We start from the raw sequence: 16,283 nt of genomic DNA on the forward strand, positions 1-16,283 counted from the left end.
GTCGGTGCGGCCCGGTAGCTTGGGACCCATGCCGATCCCGCTGCCCCGCACCGACTCGAGCTGGGTGCGTCCCGCTCCGAGTCGCTCCGAGCTGCGCGCAGATGTCGCGTTCGCGGCGTTGATCGCGGTCGGCGCGGCACTGAGTGTGCTGCTCTACGAACGCATCGGCATCTACAAGGAGGTCGCCGACCCGTGGGTCTGGGTGCTCGGCCTCGGGCTCTGCATCCTGCCGCTCGCCGTACGACGCCGCTACCCCGAGGCGGTCCTGCTGCTCGTCGCCGTCGGCTTCTTCGTCTGCGGCCAGTTCGGCGTCCCCGAGATCCTCTTCGTGAACATCGGCCTGTTCTGCGCCTATTACACGGTCGGCGCCTGGGGCCGCAATCGCGTCGTCGCCTTCTGGCTCAGGCTGGGCGTCTCGATCGCGATGCTCGCGTGGCTCATCATCTCCCTCATCGTCACCACCGGCGACCCCGAAGCCTTCCCCGCATACTCGCGCATCGGCGTCTTCTCGCAGCTCGCCGCGTTCGTCGCCGTGCAGATCCTCACGAACCTGCTCTACTTCGCCGGCGCCGCCTACTTCGGCCAGCACGCCTGGCGCGCGGCTCGCACGGCCTCGCAGCTCGACGCGCAGGGGCGAGAGCTCGAACTGGAGCGCCGCACGAGCGCGGCGCAGGCCGTGGCGCTCGACCGACTCGGCGTGGCCCGCGAACTGCACGACGTCGTCGCGCACCACGTCTCGGTCATGGGGATCCAGGCCGCGGCCGCACGGCGCAGCCTCGATCGGGACCCGGCGCTCGCCTCGGAGGCGCTCGCGGTCGTCGAGGAGAGCGCCCACACCGCCGTCACCGAACTGCGCGGCCTGGTGCGCACCCTGCGGTCGCCCGACGAGGACGACGCGGCGTCGACCGTCGGCGTCGCCCAGTTCGCCGAGCTGGCCGAGGCATCGCGCCGAGCGGGCACGCCGACCGAGCTGATCGTGATCGGCGAGCCCCGGCCGCTGCCGATGCTCGTCGACGTCGCGCTCTACCGGGTCGTGCAGGAGGCACTGACCAACGTGCGCAAGCACGCGGGATCGGGCGCGAGCTGCACGGTCCGGCTGCGGTTCGCCGCCGACGCCGTCGAGGTCGAAGTGACCGACGACGGGATCCGGCAGACGCTGCCCGGCTCCCGCACCGCCGGTTCCCAGCTCGGCCTCCGAGGCATGCGCGAACGGGTCGGCGCCGTGGGCGGCACGCTGCAATCGGGGCGACGCGAGCAGGGCGGATTCCTGGTGCGCGCCCGCGTGCCCTCGGGGTCGCCGCGGAGGTCGACGCATGATCCGCGTGCTGCTCGTCGATGATCAGGCCCTGGTGAGGTCCGGATTCCGCATCATCCTCTCGGTCGAGCCCGATATCGAGGTGGTGGGCGAAGCCGCCGACGGCCTCGAGGCCGTGGCGCTGGCATCCGAGCTGCGCCCTGACGTGATCTGCATGGATGTCGAGATGCCGAATCTCGACGGCATCGCCGCGACCCGGCGCATCCTGGCCCAGGGCACCGCCGGATCCGAACCGCCAGCGGTCCTCGTGCTCACCACCTTCGGGCACGAGGAATACCTGTTCGACGCCCTCGCCGCGGGGGTCAGCGGCTTTCTGCTGAAGACCGCGCGTGCGGAGCAGTTCGTCGATGCGGTGCGCACGCTCGCCGCCGGGCACGCCCTGCTCGGCCCCGACGTAACCCGGGCGGTCATGAGCCGCGCCGCCGGCGGCGCCGACCAGACCGCACCGATCACGCTCCCGCGCTCAGAGCCGGGCGGCGGTGCGGAGGTTCCGGAGGACACCTCGAGCCCCGCGCAGACCGCGGGCGGTTCAACTCCCGCGGAGCACGCCATCGACCCGGCCGCGCTCGACAGCGTCGGGCTCACGGAACGGGAGCGCGACGTGTTCGCGCTCGTCGCGCTCGGCCGCTCGAACGCGGAGATCGCGGGCGAGCTGTTCCTGGGAGAGGCGACGGTCAAGACGCACGTGTCGAAGATCCTGCAGAAGCTCGGGGCACGGGATCGGATCCAGGCCGTCGTCTGGGCGCACACCCACGGCGGACGCTGACCCCGGGTGTCGGCGGCCGCGCCGCACCGAACGCCTCCTGCCACGACGAACGGCGCGCGTAACCGCGGGTCACCTTCACACCGAGTCGGGTCGCGCATGATTGGCTGAGTCGGGAACGCACACCCGGGAGGCTTCCGTGACCGCACCAGCATCCAGCGCATTCTCCGACGCCCACGCGGCCTGGCACGCCGGCGTGGAGGCCGCGCGCACCGCACCCTACGGGCCGCTGAGCCCGACCGCCATGCACTGGCTCACCGAGGCGCCGGCCGAGCTGCCGGGCCTCCCCGGTCGCTGGAGCGCCGACCGGGACGGCCTCGTCACCGTCGAACTCGGCGCCGCCGACGGCGTCGCCCGCGACGGCGTGCCCGTCTCGGGCACGATCGAGCTCGGCCCGCTGACCGGGATCGCCGGCACCTCGCTGACCTGGGGCGAGATCCTGCTCGACGTCGCGGCGCGCAGCGGCCGGATCGTGGTGCGGCCGCGCGATCCCGAATCGCCCGACCGCCGCGACTATGCCGGCACCGGAGTGTTCCCGCCCGACGAACGGTGGCGCGTCACGGCGCGCTTCGTGCCGGCCGCGCGCGACGGCGTCGCAGTCGCATCGGCTGCAGGCCCGGACGCCCTGCAGCACTACGATTCGCCCGGCACCGCGGAGTTCGAGATCGATGGCCGCCCGCTCGCGCTGACCCTGTTCGGCTCGGCGGAGCGCGGAGACCTCCGCGCGATCTACGCCGACGAGACCGGCCGGGACCTCACCTTCCCCGCGGCCCGCTTCGTCAGCGTCGAGACGATCGACGCCGAGACCGTGGTGATCGACTTCACCCGCACCACCAACCCGCCCTGCGCCTACTCGGAAAGTGCGACCTGCCCGTTCCCACCGCCCGAGAACCGCCTGCCCGTGCGGATCGAGGCGGGCGAGCTGCGCGACCGGGGGTCCGACTCTAGCCGCTGCCCGCCGACCCCGGGGCTCCCGCCCCGTCATCGGGTCCGCGCCAAGTGCCGGCCGCGGGCGATCGCACCGATGATGAGCGCGTGCACCTCCTCCCAGTGATAGACGACCTGCTCGTAGCTCACCCGGATCACCTCGTAGCCGTGGTGCAGCAGCACCGCGTCGTGGGCGTTGTCCCGATCCCGCTGCGCACCGACGTGGGTGCGCCCGTCGATCTGCACGACGAGCCGCTCGCCGAACAGCAGGTCGACGCGACGCCCGAACAGCGGGACCTGAACTCGGACCGGGATCCCCAGCCAGGAATACCGGTCTCTGACGATCGTCTCCAGCCCAGAATCCGCGAATGGGATGCAGTCCGTGAGGATCGCGCGAGCACGAGCGCCGAGCGGGAGCTGTTCGATCGACAGCGCATCGACGAGCCTCCGGTTGAGCGCCGATTCCCACATGACCAGGGCGTCCTCGCGCGGCTGGCACACGGCGACCAGCGCGAGCACGTTCTCGATCGGGTCTTCGAGCCGCCCCGGCTCGCGAGGCACGAGCGGCTTCGCCCAGTGCACCGTGCACCTGGGCAGCAGGACCCTCGTGTGCGGATGGCGAGCGGCCACATGATGCTCGGAGGCTCGTTTCGGGACCCAGAGGCCGATCCGTTCGGCCTGCGTGACGCAGCTGAGCAGCACCCCGTGAGTCGCCGCACCCACCAGATCGGGATCTGCGCCCGGCAACGCCAGCCACCCTCGTTGCGGGCGGAGCACCCGACCGTCGGAGACGGCTCGCCCGATCCGATACGCCGAGTGCCCGTGCTCGATGACCTCGCGCGAGCGGATCACTCCGCCGCGCCGGGCGATGAGGGTGACGATGTCCATGCTCGAGTGTCCCGGGTTCAGACCCCGAGGATCGTTGGAACACCGGATCTGTGGACAGGAATCGTCGGGCTCGGCCTCGCACGCCCCGTGTGGACGGCGAGCGGGGGTGGCCGAGGAGTCGAGATCAGACTGAGTTTCGTGCTCAGACTGAGAAACCGGTCCGGATCCTCAGTCTGAGCACGAAACTCAGTTCGGGCGAGAAACCTCGGGGGAGCAAGAGCAAGAGCCGCAGCTCAGACCTCGGCCCCGACAGGCACCGCGGCCCGGGCGACGGCAGCCGCGTCCGCGAGCAGCGCCCGGGCGCAGCGATCGTGCACCCGGAACGGGAGCGAGTCGAAGCCCGGGCGGGTGAAGGCTCCCCCGGTGAGGCCGGCTACGAAGGGACCCACCGCGTACTGGCGCGGAGCCCCCGGCAGACGGCCCTCGGGGGAGGCCTCGATCCGGCCGGTCGTGAACCGCTCGCCCCGCTCGACCACGGCGAGCTCCCGCATGACGCCGCGCTCGACGAGCCGGCGCAGCAGCGGATCGTCGCTGCGCGACGCGCAGGCCTCGGGCAGCCAGGCGTCGATCAGCACGCGCGCCGACGCCGACGTGCGCGCCGTCCCGCCCGCGACCGCGGCGGATCCCGAAGCGCGGAACGCACCCGCGTCCTCGTCGGCGAGGAGCTCGACGTCGCCGCCCAGGAAGCGCACGACCCCCGCGTCGGCCAGCGCGAGCAGCTCTTCGAGACGGTGCCCGGGCGGGCCGCTCGCGAGATAGCTGAAGAACGCGTGCCAGCGCCCCGGCAGCGATGCGGCCCGGCTCCGCGCGTTCCAGCGCTCACCCGGAACCTCGGCGAGCGACAGGTAGACGTGCAGCGCGGTCAGGAACAGAGCGAGGGTCGCGCTGTGCTCGGGCGAGGTGCGATGCCGCAGGTCCTGGGCGATATGGGACCGGACCCGATCCTGCACGGTCCCCGCGGCGAACGCGAGCGACCCTGCGGACCCGCGGAACCCGCCGGCCTCCGCGGACCATCCGGCGCCCGCGTCCTCCCCCGGGTCCGGGGCGTGCGCGAGCGGCCGGTCGAACACGGCGAGATCGAACCGGTCCTCGGGATCGGGGACATGCGCGGCGGCGAGCGCGGCGAGCACCCCGGGATCGCGCGTGTCGAGGGCGGCCCGGAGCCGCGGGGCGAACTCGGTCCAGTCGAGGGTCACACGGCCGGGGTGTCCGGTGCTCAGTTCGCGGTAGTACCCGGTGGTGAGTTCGGCGACGACGAGGGGCCAGACGTCCCGCTCGAAGTCGAGGCCTTCGGCGTCCGCGGCGCGATCCGCCCGCTCCTCGAGGGCCCGGTGGAACTCGGCTCCGAGGTACTCCAGGCGCACGGGGTCGCCCGAGAGGGCGGTCGTGATCTTGGATCGGTAGGGCACTCCGCGGCGGGACCCGAGGTGCAGGATCGGCTCGCGACCGCTCGGCCGGTAGCCGAGCACTCCGTCGGCGTCGCGTGCGAAGCGTCCGCCGCGCCCCTCGGTGAGGAGCACGACGAGGTCGATCGCCGCGAGGCCCAACCCGCGCACGATCACGTCGGCGCCGGCGGGGACGCCGTCGAGGTCGACGTCGGCGGTGAATGCGGGCGCGATGTAGCCGAGCCCGTGGCGGTCGGCGAAGGCGCCGAGCCGGATCGACTCGTCGGACGGCAGCGTGCCGCTGTGGCCGAGCGCGTGCACGACGAGGTCGGCCTCGAGTTCCGCGCCGGAGGCGAGCCGGACGCGGTGCGGGGTGCCGCGTTCGCCGCAGCCCGGTTCGACGTCGACGGCGCGATCGGGCACCCACTCCACCGAGAGGCCGGCGGGGCCCGATGCTCCGGCCCGTCGCAGGGTCTCGTCGAACGCCCAGCTCAGGTACGCGTTGTTCAGCCGCCGCGTCGGGAAGTCGCGCTCGCCGATCTCGGCGAGTTCGCGGAACAGTTCGGCGTCGGCCCAGGCGGGCGCCTCGATGGCTCCCTCGCGCACCGCTCGCACCCACTCGGCGAGGGTGGGTCCCGGTGCGACGGGGCCCTCGATGCGGCACGACGCGTCGGTGAAGAACGCGACGTCCGCGAGCATCGAGTTGAGCTTCAGCAGCGGCGACTGCGCGCTGCGCCAGATGCGCCCGCCGCCCGGCGGGTGCGGGTCCACGAGCCGCAGTTCGATCCGAAGGTCCGGGGCGAGCTCGGCCCGGTTGGCGACGACGCGTTCGAGCAGCATCGCCGCGGCGGGGCCCGCGCCGATGCCGACGATGCGCACGGCCGCCCGGGGGTCCTGGTCGCCGCTCATGGCTTCGGGAGTCCGGGCGGGTTGAGCTGCGAGGTCCGCACGGCTTCTTCGCTCTGGCCCCAGCGCTGCAGGACCTTCGCGTAGGTGCCGTCGTCGATGAGGTGCTGCAGCACGATCTGCACGGGCTTCGCGAGTCCGCTGCCCTTGGCCGATACGGTGCCGACCTCGCCGCTGACCGGGTACGCGCTGTTGAACTTGCCGACCACGCGGGTCTCGCCCTGGGTCTGCTCCTGGAACTTCGCCAGCGAGTACGGCAGGATGCTCGCGTCGACGCGGCCGGACTTGAGGGCGAGCTGCCCCGCGGCGAAGTCGTCGAAGTACACGGCCTCTCCGGGCGGCAGTCCCGCCTTGCGGTTCTGCGCGATCCAGTCGAGCAGGAACTTCTCCTGGTTGGTGCCGCTGCCCACCACGACCCTCAGTCCCGAGACGTCCTTCGCCTCGGCGATGCGCGTGACGGGGCTGCCCCCGGCCACGACGAAGCCCATCACGGCGTCGCGGTAGGTCGCGAAGTCGAAGAGCTCCTTGCGCTCCTCGGTGACGCCGATGTTGGTGAGCGCCAGGTCGTACTTGCCCGACTCGATGCCGAGCGGCCAGTCGGCCCAGGCCACGTTCTCGGGCGCGTACTCGAGGCCGAGGCCCTCGGCGATGAGCGAGGCGAGGTCGGGGTCGCTGCCGATGATCGTCTGGGCGTCGTCCTCGGCGAAGAACGAGGTGGGAGGGGCACCCGCGCCGCCGAGCGCGACCGTCAGCTTCCCGGCCTGCACGGGACGGAACCCGCTCTGCTCGAGCGCGTCCACGGCCTCGGCGATGGGCTTCGTGTGCGGCCGCTCGGCGAGGTTCTTCGTGGTGAGATCGAAGCTCGGCGCCGCCGTCGCGGCCGGCGCCGAGCCCCCGCCGCTCTGCTTCGCGGCGCGGTCCGCGTCGGTGACCACCGCCGAGCAGGCCGTGAGCGCGAGCGCGACGACGGCCATGGCGGCGACGGATCCGGTGCGGGAGAGGCGTGAGGCGAGTGGCATGGGAGGCTCCTGGTGGGTTCGGGATGGCTGCGGCGCGGCCGGCCGCGGATCGCGCGGCCGGCCGCGGGGCGTATGGATCAGGGCCGGGGCAGGCCGGGCGGGTTGATCCGCGATTCGGGGATCGCCTCGGCCTCGGTGGCCCAGCGCTTCAGGACGGCGTCGTACTCGCCGTTCTTGATCAGGTGGTTCAGCACGATCTGCACCGGCTTCGCGAGCCCGTTGCCCTTCTTCGTGGTCGCACCGATCTCGGCGGTCGCGGGGTAGCCCCCGTTGAGCGTGCCGACGACGGTGCTCTGCCCGGTGGTGGCGGCGCGGAACGAGGCTGCGGCGTTCGGGCCGAGGATCGCGTCGACGCGACCGGAGGAGAGGGCGAGGGCGGCGGCGGCCTGATCCTCGTAGTAGACGGGCTCCCCCGGGGGCAGGCCGGCCTTCTTGTTCTCGGCGAACCAGTTCAGCAGGATCTTCTCCTGGTTGGTGCCGCTGCCGACCACGACCTTGAGCCCGGAGACGTCGGCCGCCTTCGAGATCTTGGTGATCTTGCTGCCCTTCTTGACCTCGAATGCGACGACGTCCTGCCGGTAGGTGGCGAAGTCGAAGAGGTCCTTGCGCTCCTCGGTCACGGTGATGTTGGTGACGCCCAGGTCGTACTTGCCCGACTGGATGCCGAGCGGCCAGTCGGCCCAGGCCACGTTCTCGGGCGCGAACTGCAGGCCGAGCCCGTCGGCGATGAGGTTCGCGATGTCCGGGTCGCTGCCGACGAAGGTGCGGTTGTCGTCTTCGGCGAGGAACGAGGTGGGCGGCACGTAGGCGCCGAGCGCGACGGTCAGCTTGCCGGGCTGCACGGGGGTGAAGCCGCTCTCCTTGAGCGCGGCCACCGCCTCGGGGACGGGGTCGATGTGCGGCCGATCCTTCAGGTTCTTCGTCGAGAGGTCGAAGGGCGACTTCGCGGTCGCGGGATCGCTCGCCGCCGAGGCCGCGGATCCGGAGGAGCTGCACCCCGCGAGGCCCGCGACCGCGAGCACGGCGACGAGGGCCGCCGAGGCGGTCGCGGTGGCCGCCGCACGTCCGGGTCGTCGGCGGCGGCCGAGGGCGGGGATCTGCTGGGGAACGATCATGATGCTGGGTCCTGGTTCTGGGAGTGGTCGTGGAATGGACGTCGGAGGATGGAGGGTCGGATGCGGGCTCGGCCGGGGCCGGCGGAGGCCCGAGGCGAGGGTCAGAGCACCTTCTCGAGGAACGCGCGGGTGCGGGGATGCTCGGGATCGCGCAGCACCTGCTCGGGCGGCCCGACCTCGAGCAGCCGACCGCCGTCGAGGAACGCGACGCGGTCGGCCACGGAGGCGGCGAACGCGATCTCGTGCGTGACGATCACGAGCGTCGTGCCGTGGTGGGCGAGGCGCTGGATCACGGCGAGCACCTCGCCGACGAGCTCGGGGTCGAGCGCACTCGTGGGTTCGTCGAACAGCAGCACGTCGGGATCGAGCGCGAGCGCACGAGCGATGGCGACGCGCTGCTGCTGCCCGCCCGAGAGCTGGCGCGGGTAGTGCTCGGCCCGGTCGGCGAGCCCGACCGACGCCAGCAGTTCGCGGGCCCGCGCCACGGCGTCGGCCCGGTTCGACCGGCCGAGCGCGAGCGGCGCCTCGATCACGTTCTCGAGCGCGGTGAGGTGCGGGAACAGGTTGAAGTTCTGGAACACCATGCCCACGCGGGTGCGGCGCTGCAGCACCCGCTTCTCGGGCAGCTCGTGCAGCCGGTCGCCGCGTCGCTCGTAGCCGATGTAGTCGCCGTCGATCGTGATGGCGCCCGCGTCGATCGTCTCGAGGTGGTTGATCGCGCGCAGCAGCGTGGACTTGCCCGAGCCCGACGGGCCGATGAGGGCGAGCACCTCGCCCGGCTCGACCGTGAGCGAGACGTCGCGCAGCACGGGGCCCGCCGCGTACGACTTGTGCACGCCCGAGATCTCGATCCGGCCCGGCGCGGTCGCGACGGCGCTCATGCGGCACCTCCCGTGGCGCGGGCGTCGGCGCTCAGCGCGGCGACCGAGTGCGCGGGCAGGGCGACGGGGATCCCGCGGCCACGCGCCGCACGCGTCGATCCACCGCGGCGCCGCAGGGTCGAGCGCAGCCGCTGCAGCGGCGTCGGCGGCAGCTCGCGCGCGGATCCCCGTGCGAAGCGGCGCTCGATCGCGTACTGCACGACGCTCAGCACGGTGGTGAAGATCGTGTACCAGACGGCCGCGACGAGCAGCAGCGGCACCACCTGCTGGTTGCGGTTGTAGACGACCTGCACGGTGTAGAACAGCTCCGGCAGGGCCAGTACGAACACCACTGAGGTGCCCTTCAGCAGGCCGATCACCTCGTTGAACGCGTTCGGCACGATCGCGCGGGCCGCCTGGGGCAGCACGATCCGGAAGAAGCGCCGGCCGCGGGGGATCCCGAGGGCCTTCGCCGCCTCGATCTGCCCCTGATCCACCGACAGCAGCCCGCCGCGGATGATCTCGGCCGAGTACGCGGCCTGGTGCAGCGAGAGGCCGAGGATCGCGGCGACGGTCGCCGAGATGAGGCGGGTCGTGTCGAACTCGACGATCCAGAAGTCGGTGGTGAACGGTGTGCCGAGGCCGAGGGTGGGGAACAGGTAGCCGAGGTTGAACCAGAGCACGAGCTGCACGACGAGCGGGATCGAGCGGAAGAACCAGGTGTACCCCCACGCGAAGGAGCTCAGCAGGGCGGATCCCGAGAGGCGGGCGACCGCGAGCACCGCGCCGAGCACGAACCCGAGGGCCGCCGAGACGGCCGTGAGCCAGAGCGTCAGCCAGAGCCCGTGCAGCACCGCCTCGTTGAAGAAGTACTGGGCGAAGATCGGCCAGCGCCACTGCTCGTTCGCGAACAGGGTCCAGACGAGCTGCGCGAGCACGAAGACCGCGACGGCGCTGAACGCCCAGCGCCACCAGTGCCGCAGCGGCACGACGCGGAGGCGTGCGCCATCGGCCGGCACGGAGCCGCGCGGGTCCGGCGCGCTCGCGGCGGCCGCGGGTTCCGCGGTCGGATCCGCGGTCGTGGGGTCGACGGTGAGGGTCATGCGGCGACCTCCTGCTCGATCAGGGCGGCGGCGCTCGCGGTCACGAGCGCCTTCTCGAAGGGGTGGATCCCGATCTGATCGGCCGGCAGCGCCGGGTCGAAGAGCGGGGTGTATCCGTGGCCGAGGTAGAGCGCCACGGCCTCGGGCTGCCGCGGGCCGGTGGTCAGGTAGACCCGCGAGTACCCGAGGCGGGCGGCCTCGCGCTCCAGCTCGGTGAGCACGACCTTGGCGACGCCGCGCCCGCGGTGGTCGGATCGGGTCCAGATGCGCTTGAACTCGGCGGTGTCGTCGCTGTGCCGCATGAACGCGCCGCCCGAGATCGGCTCGCCGTCGCGCAGCAGCACGAGGAACGCGCCGTCGGGTTCGGCGAACGCGTCGGCCGGATAGCGGTTGAGCTCGGTCGAAGCCGGCTCCCCGAACACCTCGACCCCGTAGCGGGCGTCGTATTCCCGCTCCAGGTCGTCGAGCAACGGCTTCGCGAGGGGATCGGCGACGCTCACCCGGCGCACCTCGGTGCGGGGGCGGGGCGGGGTCGGCAGGCCGAGGGTACGGCGCAGCGTCGGCGCGGCGCCCGTCGTCGGGTCCGTCTCGTACTCGGTGCGGAAGACGCCCCGCTCCTGCAGCAGGGGCACCACCCGGTCCACGAACTCGTCGAGTCCGCCCGGCGTGAGGTGCGGCACGAGCACGAAGCCGTCGGACGCGCGCTCGCCGACGTAGCGGTCGATCTCGGACGCGACGGTCTCGGGGGATCCGACGAGGGTGTGCTGCGCGGTCTCGGCGGCGACGAGCTCCCGCAGCGTCAGCCCCTCGCGCCGCGCGCGGTCCCGCAGCTGCTCGGCGCGCGCCACGCGATCCTCGACTCGGGTCGAGACCTGCCCCTGCCGGGTCTCCGCGTCGCCGGGATCCTGCGTCGGCAGCGCGCCGTCGGGGTCGAGGCCCGGGAGCTCGCGACCCCAGATGGCTTCGATCCACGCGACCGCGGTCTGCGGACTCGTCTGCGCGAGGGCGATCTCGCGGGATCGCTCCCGCGCATCCGCGTCGGTGTCGCCGAGCGCGAACGTGGCCCCCGGCAGGATCAGCAGCGACTCCTCGGTGCGGCCCGCGTCGGGCAGTCGGCCCTTGACGTCGCGGTAGAAGCGCTGCCCGTCGGCGAAGCCCGTATGCCGCGAGAAGATGATCTCGGCGTTGGCCGCCGCGAAGTCGCGACCCGCCGGCGAATCGCCCGCCTGCACGATCACGGGGTAGCCCTGGGGGCTCCGCGGCACGGTGCTCGTCGCGGCGATGTCGAACTGCGACCCGCGGTGCACCACGCGGTGCACGCGGGCGGGATCCACGAAGCGGCCCGCCGCGCGGTCGGCGAGGATCGCCCCAGCCTCCCACGAGTCCCAGAGCTCCTTCGCGAGCTCGACGAACTCCTCGGCCCGCGTGTAGCGCTCGGCGTACGGCAGGAACCCGCCGCGGCGGAAGTTGCCGCCGTGGAAGGCGTCGGGCGAGGTCACCACGTTCCAGCCGACCCGGCCGCCCGAGAGATGGTCGATCGTCGCGAGCTGGCGAGCCAGTTCCACCGGCTCGTTGAACGTGCTCGACAGGGTGCCGACGACCCCGATGCTCCGCGTCACGGAGGCCATCGCCGTGAGGATCGCGAGGGTCGCGGGGCGCCCGGCGACGTCGAGGTCGTGGATCCGGCCCTTGTGCTCCCGCAGGCGCAGGCCCTCGGCGAGGAAGACGTAGTCGAAGCGCCCCCGTTCGGCGGTCTGCGCGAAGCGGCGGAACGACTCGAAGTCGATGTGGCTGCCGGACGCGGGGTCGCTCCAGACGGTCGTGCTGTTGACGCCCGGGAAGTGGGCGACGAGGTGCACCCGGCGGGTGCCCTGCGGTGCGGCGCTCATGCGGCGGCCTCCGATCGGGTGTCGTAGCGGTTGCCCGCTCGGCCGAGGCCGAAGCGGGAGCGCAGGTGGCCTGCGGTGGGGTCGGTCGGGTCGGCGAAGTCGGGATCGGCTGCCGTGACCGCGGCCGCGAGCCCGCGGTCGCGCAGGATCGGCAGCAGCACCTCGCCGATCGCCCGGAGGTCGGCGGGGAGGGTCAGCGGGCGGAGGCGCACACCGTCGATCCCGGCCGAACGCCACTCGGCGATCAGCTCGGCGGCTTCATCGGCCGAGCCCGCGAGCACCCGGGCATCGCTCGACGCCGCGAAGGGCGCGCCGGCGAGCGCGTCGAGGCGCACCAGCCGCTCGACGGCGGGCTCCTCGGCCGTGTCCAGGGCGAGCGCCAGGTCGGCGACGATGCGCAGGCGAGCCAGGCCCGAAGCCGCGCGCGCGGCGGCGATGCCGGGATCCCGTTCGATCGCCCGGATCGCGGCGACGATCTCGGCCGCGGTGCTCCCGCGCCAGGCGCCGGCCCGGGGCGACGTGCTCTCGGGCGTGACGATCACCACGTCGGCGACCCGTGCCGCCAGCTCCGCGACGGGGGCGGAGTGCGCGAGCACGACGATGGGCAGCTGTCCCTGCGGCGAGCGCGGCACGATCGAGGGGCCGGCGACGCTGAAGCGCTCGCTCGCGAAGTCGATGGGGTGGACCCGGTCGCGATCGAGGAAGCGACCGGTGGCGGCGTCGCGGATCTCGGCGTCGTCCTCCCAGCTGTCCCAGAGGCGGCGGGCGACCTCGGCCGAGTCGGCGGCGTCGGCGAGCAGCTCGTCGAGGCCGGCGTCGGAGGCGCCGGATGCGACGGCGTCCCGGTCGATCTCGGGTGCGGGCCTGCGACCGAACGCGGCGGCGGAAGCGGCGTCGGCCGAGATCCGCAGCTGCCACCCGGCACGGCCGACCGAGACGTGGTCGAGCGTCTGCAAGCCGGTGGCGACGTGGAACGGCTCGGTGTGGGTGGTGGTGACCGTCGGGATCAGGCCGATGCGGCTCGTACGGGGCGCGATCCAGTCGGCGAGGAGCGCCGCGTCGAGGCGGCCGAGCACGGTCGATCCGTCGTACGCCGGGTCGGCGGGGTCGGCCTGGCCGACCAGCTCGTCCGCGATCGCGAGGTAGTCGAGCCCGGCGGTTTCCGCGAGTTCGGCGAGTTCGACCCAGGTCTCGGCGGCGAAGAGGGCTTCGGCGCGGGAGCTCGCCTCGCGCCAGGCGGCGGGATGCCAGCCGGCGCCGTCGAGCGCGACGCCGACGGTGAACGGGGTGTCACTCGATTTCGATCCAGTTATGGGAGACATGCGGTTAGCTTATGAACATGTGACCGGCGCGGATCAAGCAGATGACGCTCGATGACACCCCGGGAATGCGCCTCCCGCCCGCGCGCGTCATTTTCCGTCACCTTATGGAAGCCATGCTGCAAGCTTATGGACGGAGCTCGGCTCGATTGCCCGGGCCCGGCACGGACCTCGAATCCGGCGGACGCACCGCCGGAGGAAACGGAGAACGGCGCGTGAGCACCGAAACGACCACCGGAACCGCGGTCGCGACCCCGCCCGAGCACGGCGAACGGACCACCGCACGCAGCTTCGACGACCGCGAATACCGCGACGCGATGGGCGGCTTCGCCTCCGGCGTCACCGTCATCACGACGCACGGCGTCGACGGGCCGGTGGGCTTCACCTGCCAGTCCTTCTACAGCGTCTCGATCGACCCGCCGCTCATCTCCTTCTCCATCGCCCGCACCTCGCAGAGCCTCGCCTCGGTGCGCGAGCACGGTCGCATCGTCGTCAACTTCCTGAGCGCCGAGCAGCAGCACCTCAGTGCGCAGTTCGCGCGCTCCGGCACCGACAAGTGGCGGGGCGTCGCCTGGCATCCGTCCGAGAGCAACGGCGCCCCGACGCTCGACGCCGTCACCGGCTGGGTGGCCGGCGAGATCGAACGCGAGGTCGAGGCGGGCGACCACCTCATCTTCCTCGTCCGGGTCACCGGCATCTCCACGGACCCCGAGCGCGAACCGCTGCTCTTCTACCGCGGCGCCTATCGCGAGCTCGAGTACATGATCTGAGGCACCGTTCGCCCGCAGCGAGTTCTTCCCGGATTCTGCGCGCGCGCCCGGATCCGCGGAGTAGCCTGCGAGCGTCACCGACGAAACGAGGATCCATGCGCGCGCTCAGCTACTCCGAATTCGGCCGTCCCGGCGAGGTGCTCGCCGTGAACGACATCCCGCTTCCCGAGCCGGGGCCCGGACAGGTGCGGGTGCGCACCCGCTTCGCCCCCATCCACAACCACGATCTGCTGACCGTGATGGGCCGCTACGGGATCCGCCCCGATCTGCCCGCGCTCGCGGGCAGCGAGGCCGGCGGCACGATCGAGGCGCTCGGGGAGGGCGTGACGGGGCTCGAGGTCGGCCAGCGCGTCTCCGTGGGCCGCGGCTCCGGCACCTGGGCCGAGAGCTTCCTCGCCTCTGCGTCCGCGGTGATCCCCGTTCCCGACGCCCTGAGCGACGAGCAGGTCGCGCAGCTCGGATCCATGCCGTTCAGCGCCATCAGCGTGCTCGACTCCCTCGGGCTGGCCGCCGGCGACTGGCTCGTGCTCAACGCCGGCAACGGCGCCGTCGGGCGCATGGTCGCCCAGCTCGCCGAGTCCCGCGGCATCGGCGCCGTCTCGCTCGTGCGCCGCGCCGACGCCGTAGCGAGTCTCGCGGCGGAGGGCGTGCCGCACGCCGTCGCGACGGATGACGACGGCTGGCGCGACCGGGTCGCCGAGATCACCGGCGGGGCCCCGATCCTCGGCGCCATCGACTCGGTCGGCGGCGCGTCCGCCGGCGAGCTGCTCTCGCTGCTCGGCACCGGCGGCACCCTCGTGGTCTTCGGCGCGATGGGGTCGCCCGCGCTCGAGCTCGCCTCGACCGACATCATCTTCAAGCAGCTGACGGTGCGCGGGTTCTGGGGCACCAAGGTGTCGGCCGCCACTCCGGCGGAGCGGCAGCGGGAGCTGTTCGCCGAGCTCATCGAGCGGATCGTCGACGGCACCGTGACCCTGCCCGTCGACCACGCCTACCCGCTCGAGCAGATCGCCGAGGCGGCGGCGCGCAACTTCGCACCCGGCCGGGCCGGCAAGGTGCTGCTGCAGCCGTAGGGCGGAGGTTCGGCTCCGGCTTCGGCTTCGGAAGGAGATTCGGCGTCAGAAGGATCCTCTCGTGGGAGTGATCCTGCTGACGCCGAATCTCCTTCCGGGGCGGGCCCGCGAACGGCGAGACGCTAGCCGAGCTGCGGAGGCATCGGCTCGCCGCGACGCTCGAGGTGCCGCAGCACGCGCGCCTCGAGCCCCGTGCGCACCCCGGGCCACTCGTGCTGCAGGATCGAGAACACGACCGTGTCGCGCACGTACCCGGGCATGCGCTTGTGGGCGCGCAGGATCCCGTCCTGCTTCGCCCCCAGGCGCGCGATGGCCGCGCGCGACTGCTGGTTGAGGAAGTCGGTGCGGAACTCGACCGCCGGGCAGTCCCACACCTCGAAGGCGTGCCGCAGCAGCATGAGCTTCGACTCCGGATTGGTGCCCGACCCCTGCGCGCTGAGCGCGTTCCACGTGGAACCGATCTCGACGCGCGGCACCGATGCGTCGATGTTCATGAACGTCGTCATGCCGATGAGCGCGCCCGTGTCGAGCCGGCGCGCGGCGAACGGGATCATCGACCCTTCCTCCTGCAAGCGCAGGCGCCGCAGGATCTCGTCCCCCATGCCGTCGGGCGTCGGCACGGACGTGAACCAGGCGCGCCAGAGCTCGCCGTCCCGCACCGCCTCCACCAGGCCGTCGCGGTGCTCCTCGGCCAGGGGTTCGAGGGCGACCAGGCGCCCGGTCAGCGTGCCGGGGTGCGAGAGGGTCATACCGGGTCCTTCCACGGGAGCGGGTCGCGCTGCCGCATCCCGCCGCAGCGCCGTCGATCCCCAGCGTAACGACCGCGGCGCCCGAACCGGCACCCCGAACCAGCCGAACCCGGACGAACCCGGGCGAACCCGGGCGAACCCGGGCGAACCCGGGCGGGAACGACCGAATCCTGGCGGGAATGGGGCGACCCTGCGCGCCTCC

14 protein-coding genes are annotated in these 16,283 nt (G+C 72.7%); 5 read left to right on the forward strand and 9 right to left on the reverse strand.

The window, feature by feature from the left end:
• Positions 1-28 precede the first annotated feature (28 nt).
• From AB3K78_RS13560 to AB3K78_RS13570, 3 genes are all read left to right on the forward strand, one after another.
• A complete protein-coding gene (locus tag AB3K78_RS13560) occupies positions 29-1,339 on the forward strand; it encodes a sensor histidine kinase (protein ID WP_416444063.1) in 1,311 nt (436 codons plus the stop codon).
• Positions 1,314-2,081, forward strand: coding sequence for a response regulator (locus tag AB3K78_RS13565; protein WP_416444065.1), 768 nt, complete (start codon positions 1,314-1,316; stop codon positions 2,079-2,081). The genes AB3K78_RS13560 and AB3K78_RS13565 overlap by 26 nt, the downstream gene beginning before the upstream one ends.
• Positions 2,082-2,217: 136 nt before the next feature.
• Positions 2,218-3,132: a DUF1684 domain-containing protein gene (locus tag AB3K78_RS13570; protein WP_416444067.1), complete on the forward strand. Its 915-nt coding sequence runs from the start codon at positions 2,218-2,220 to the stop codon at positions 3,130-3,132.
• On the opposite strand, the gene AB3K78_RS13575 is transcribed toward AB3K78_RS13570, so the two are convergent.
• From AB3K78_RS13575 to AB3K78_RS13610, 8 genes are all read right to left on the reverse strand, one after another.
• Entirely contained in the window at positions 3,060-3,893 is an 834-nt protein-coding gene (locus tag AB3K78_RS13575; RefSeq protein ID WP_416444069.1) for a DUF559 domain-containing protein, read from the reverse strand. The two genes, AB3K78_RS13570 and AB3K78_RS13575, sit on opposite strands and share 73 nt — an antisense overlap.
• Positions 3,894-4,126: 233 nt before the next feature.
• Positions 4,127-6,187: an FAD/NAD(P)-binding protein gene (locus AB3K78_RS13580; RefSeq protein ID WP_416444071.1), complete on the reverse strand. Its 2,061-nt coding sequence runs from the start codon at positions 6,185-6,187 to the stop codon at positions 4,127-4,129.
• A complete protein-coding gene (locus AB3K78_RS13585) occupies positions 6,184-7,203 on the reverse strand; it encodes an ABC transporter substrate-binding protein (RefSeq protein ID WP_416444073.1) in 1,020 nt (339 codons plus the stop codon). The genes AB3K78_RS13580 and AB3K78_RS13585 overlap by 4 nt, the downstream gene beginning before the upstream one ends.
• Before the next feature lie 77 nt (positions 7,204-7,280).
• Positions 7,281-8,318: an ABC transporter substrate-binding protein gene (locus tag AB3K78_RS13590; protein ID WP_416444075.1), complete on the reverse strand. Its 1,038-nt coding sequence runs from the start codon at positions 8,316-8,318 to the stop codon at positions 7,281-7,283.
• A 101-nt stretch (positions 8,319-8,419) separates the two neighbouring features.
• Positions 8,420-9,199, reverse strand: a complete 780-nt coding sequence (locus tag AB3K78_RS13595) for an amino acid ABC transporter ATP-binding protein (protein WP_416444077.1) — start codon at positions 9,197-9,199, stop codon at positions 8,420-8,422.
• Positions 9,196-10,281, reverse strand: a complete 1,086-nt coding sequence (locus tag AB3K78_RS13600; RefSeq protein ID WP_416444079.1) for an amino acid ABC transporter permease — start codon at positions 10,279-10,281, stop codon at positions 9,196-9,198. Before AB3K78_RS13600 ends, AB3K78_RS13595 begins: the two co-directional genes overlap by 4 nt.
• Positions 10,278-12,170 (reverse strand): NtaA/DmoA family FMN-dependent monooxygenase, encoded by a 1,893-nt coding sequence (locus AB3K78_RS13605; protein WP_416444081.1) that lies wholly within the window; start codon positions 12,168-12,170, stop codon positions 10,278-10,280. Before AB3K78_RS13605 ends, AB3K78_RS13600 begins: the two co-directional genes overlap by 4 nt.
• Positions 12,167-13,492 carry an LLM class flavin-dependent oxidoreductase gene (locus AB3K78_RS13610; protein ID WP_416444083.1) on the reverse strand — a complete coding sequence of 442 codons (1,326 nt, stop codon included), beginning with the start codon at positions 13,490-13,492 and terminating at the stop codon, positions 12,167-12,169. Before AB3K78_RS13610 ends, AB3K78_RS13605 begins: the two co-directional genes overlap by 4 nt.
• 212 nt (positions 13,493-13,704) lie before the next feature.
• Here AB3K78_RS13610 and AB3K78_RS13615 point away from each other — a divergent pair, with 212 nt between their 5' ends.
• Together AB3K78_RS13615 and AB3K78_RS13620 are read left to right on the forward strand one after the other, a co-directional pair.
• Complete coding sequence (locus tag AB3K78_RS13615; protein ID WP_416444085.1) at positions 13,705-14,259, forward strand: flavin reductase family protein; 555 nt, start codon at positions 13,705-13,707, stop codon at positions 14,257-14,259.
• Positions 14,260-14,354: 95 nt separating this feature from the next.
• Positions 14,355-15,332 (forward strand): zinc-binding dehydrogenase, encoded by a 978-nt coding sequence (locus tag AB3K78_RS13620; protein ID WP_416444087.1) that lies wholly within the window; start codon positions 14,355-14,357, stop codon positions 15,330-15,332.
• A gap of 122 nt (positions 15,333-15,454) precedes the next feature.
• On the opposite strand, the gene AB3K78_RS13625 is transcribed toward AB3K78_RS13620, so the two are convergent.
• Complete coding sequence (locus AB3K78_RS13625; RefSeq protein ID WP_416444089.1) at positions 15,455-16,081, reverse strand: GNAT family N-acetyltransferase; 627 nt, start codon at positions 16,079-16,081, stop codon at positions 15,455-15,457.
• Positions 16,082-16,283 lie beyond the last annotated feature (202 nt).

Origin of the sequence: Leucobacter sp. HNU (assembly GCF_047946755.1) — a bacterium.
Classification (GTDB): Bacteria; Actinomycetota; Actinomycetes; order Actinomycetales; family Microbacteriaceae; genus Leucobacter.

Bases quoted from the DNA above. Each gene is read 5' to 3' on its own strand.
- AB3K78_RS13595 (WP_416444077.1), bottom strand. From the start codon at position 9,199: ATGAGCGCCGTCGCGACCGCGCCGGGCCGGATCGAGATCTCGGGCGTG.
- AB3K78_RS13625 (WP_416444089.1), bottom strand. From the start codon at position 16,081: ATGACCCTCTCGCACCCCGGCACGCTGACCGGGCGCCTGGTCGCCCTC.
- AB3K78_RS13585 (WP_416444073.1), bottom strand. From the start codon at position 7,203: ATGCCACTCGCCTCACGCCTCTCCCGCACCGGATCCGTCGCCGCCATG.
- AB3K78_RS13580 (WP_416444071.1), bottom strand. From the start codon at position 6,187: ATGAGCGGCGACCAGGACCCCCGGGCGGCCGTGCGCATCGTCGGCATC.
- AB3K78_RS13575 (WP_416444069.1), bottom strand. From the start codon at position 3,893: ATGGACATCGTCACCCTCATCGCCCGGCGCGGCGGAGTGATCCGCTCG.
- AB3K78_RS13605 (WP_416444081.1), bottom strand. From the start codon at position 12,170: ATGAGCGCCGCACCGCAGGGCACCCGCCGGGTGCACCTCGTCGCCCAC.
- AB3K78_RS13610 (WP_416444083.1), bottom strand. From the start codon at position 13,492: ATGTCTCCCATAACTGGATCGAAATCGAGTGACACCCCGTTCACCGTC.
- AB3K78_RS13565 (WP_416444065.1), top strand. From the start codon at position 1,314: ATGATCCGCGTGCTGCTCGTCGATGATCAGGCCCTGGTGAGGTCCGGA.
- AB3K78_RS13600 (WP_416444079.1), bottom strand. From the start codon at position 10,281: ATGACCCTCACCGTCGACCCCACGACCGCGGATCCGACCGCGGAACCC.
- AB3K78_RS13620 (WP_416444087.1), top strand. From the start codon at position 14,355: ATGCGCGCGCTCAGCTACTCCGAATTCGGCCGTCCCGGCGAGGTGCTC.
- AB3K78_RS13560 (WP_416444063.1), top strand. From the start codon at position 29: ATGCCGATCCCGCTGCCCCGCACCGACTCGAGCTGGGTGCGTCCCGCT.
- AB3K78_RS13590 (WP_416444075.1), bottom strand. From the start codon at position 8,318: ATGATCGTTCCCCAGCAGATCCCCGCCCTCGGCCGCCGCCGACGACCC.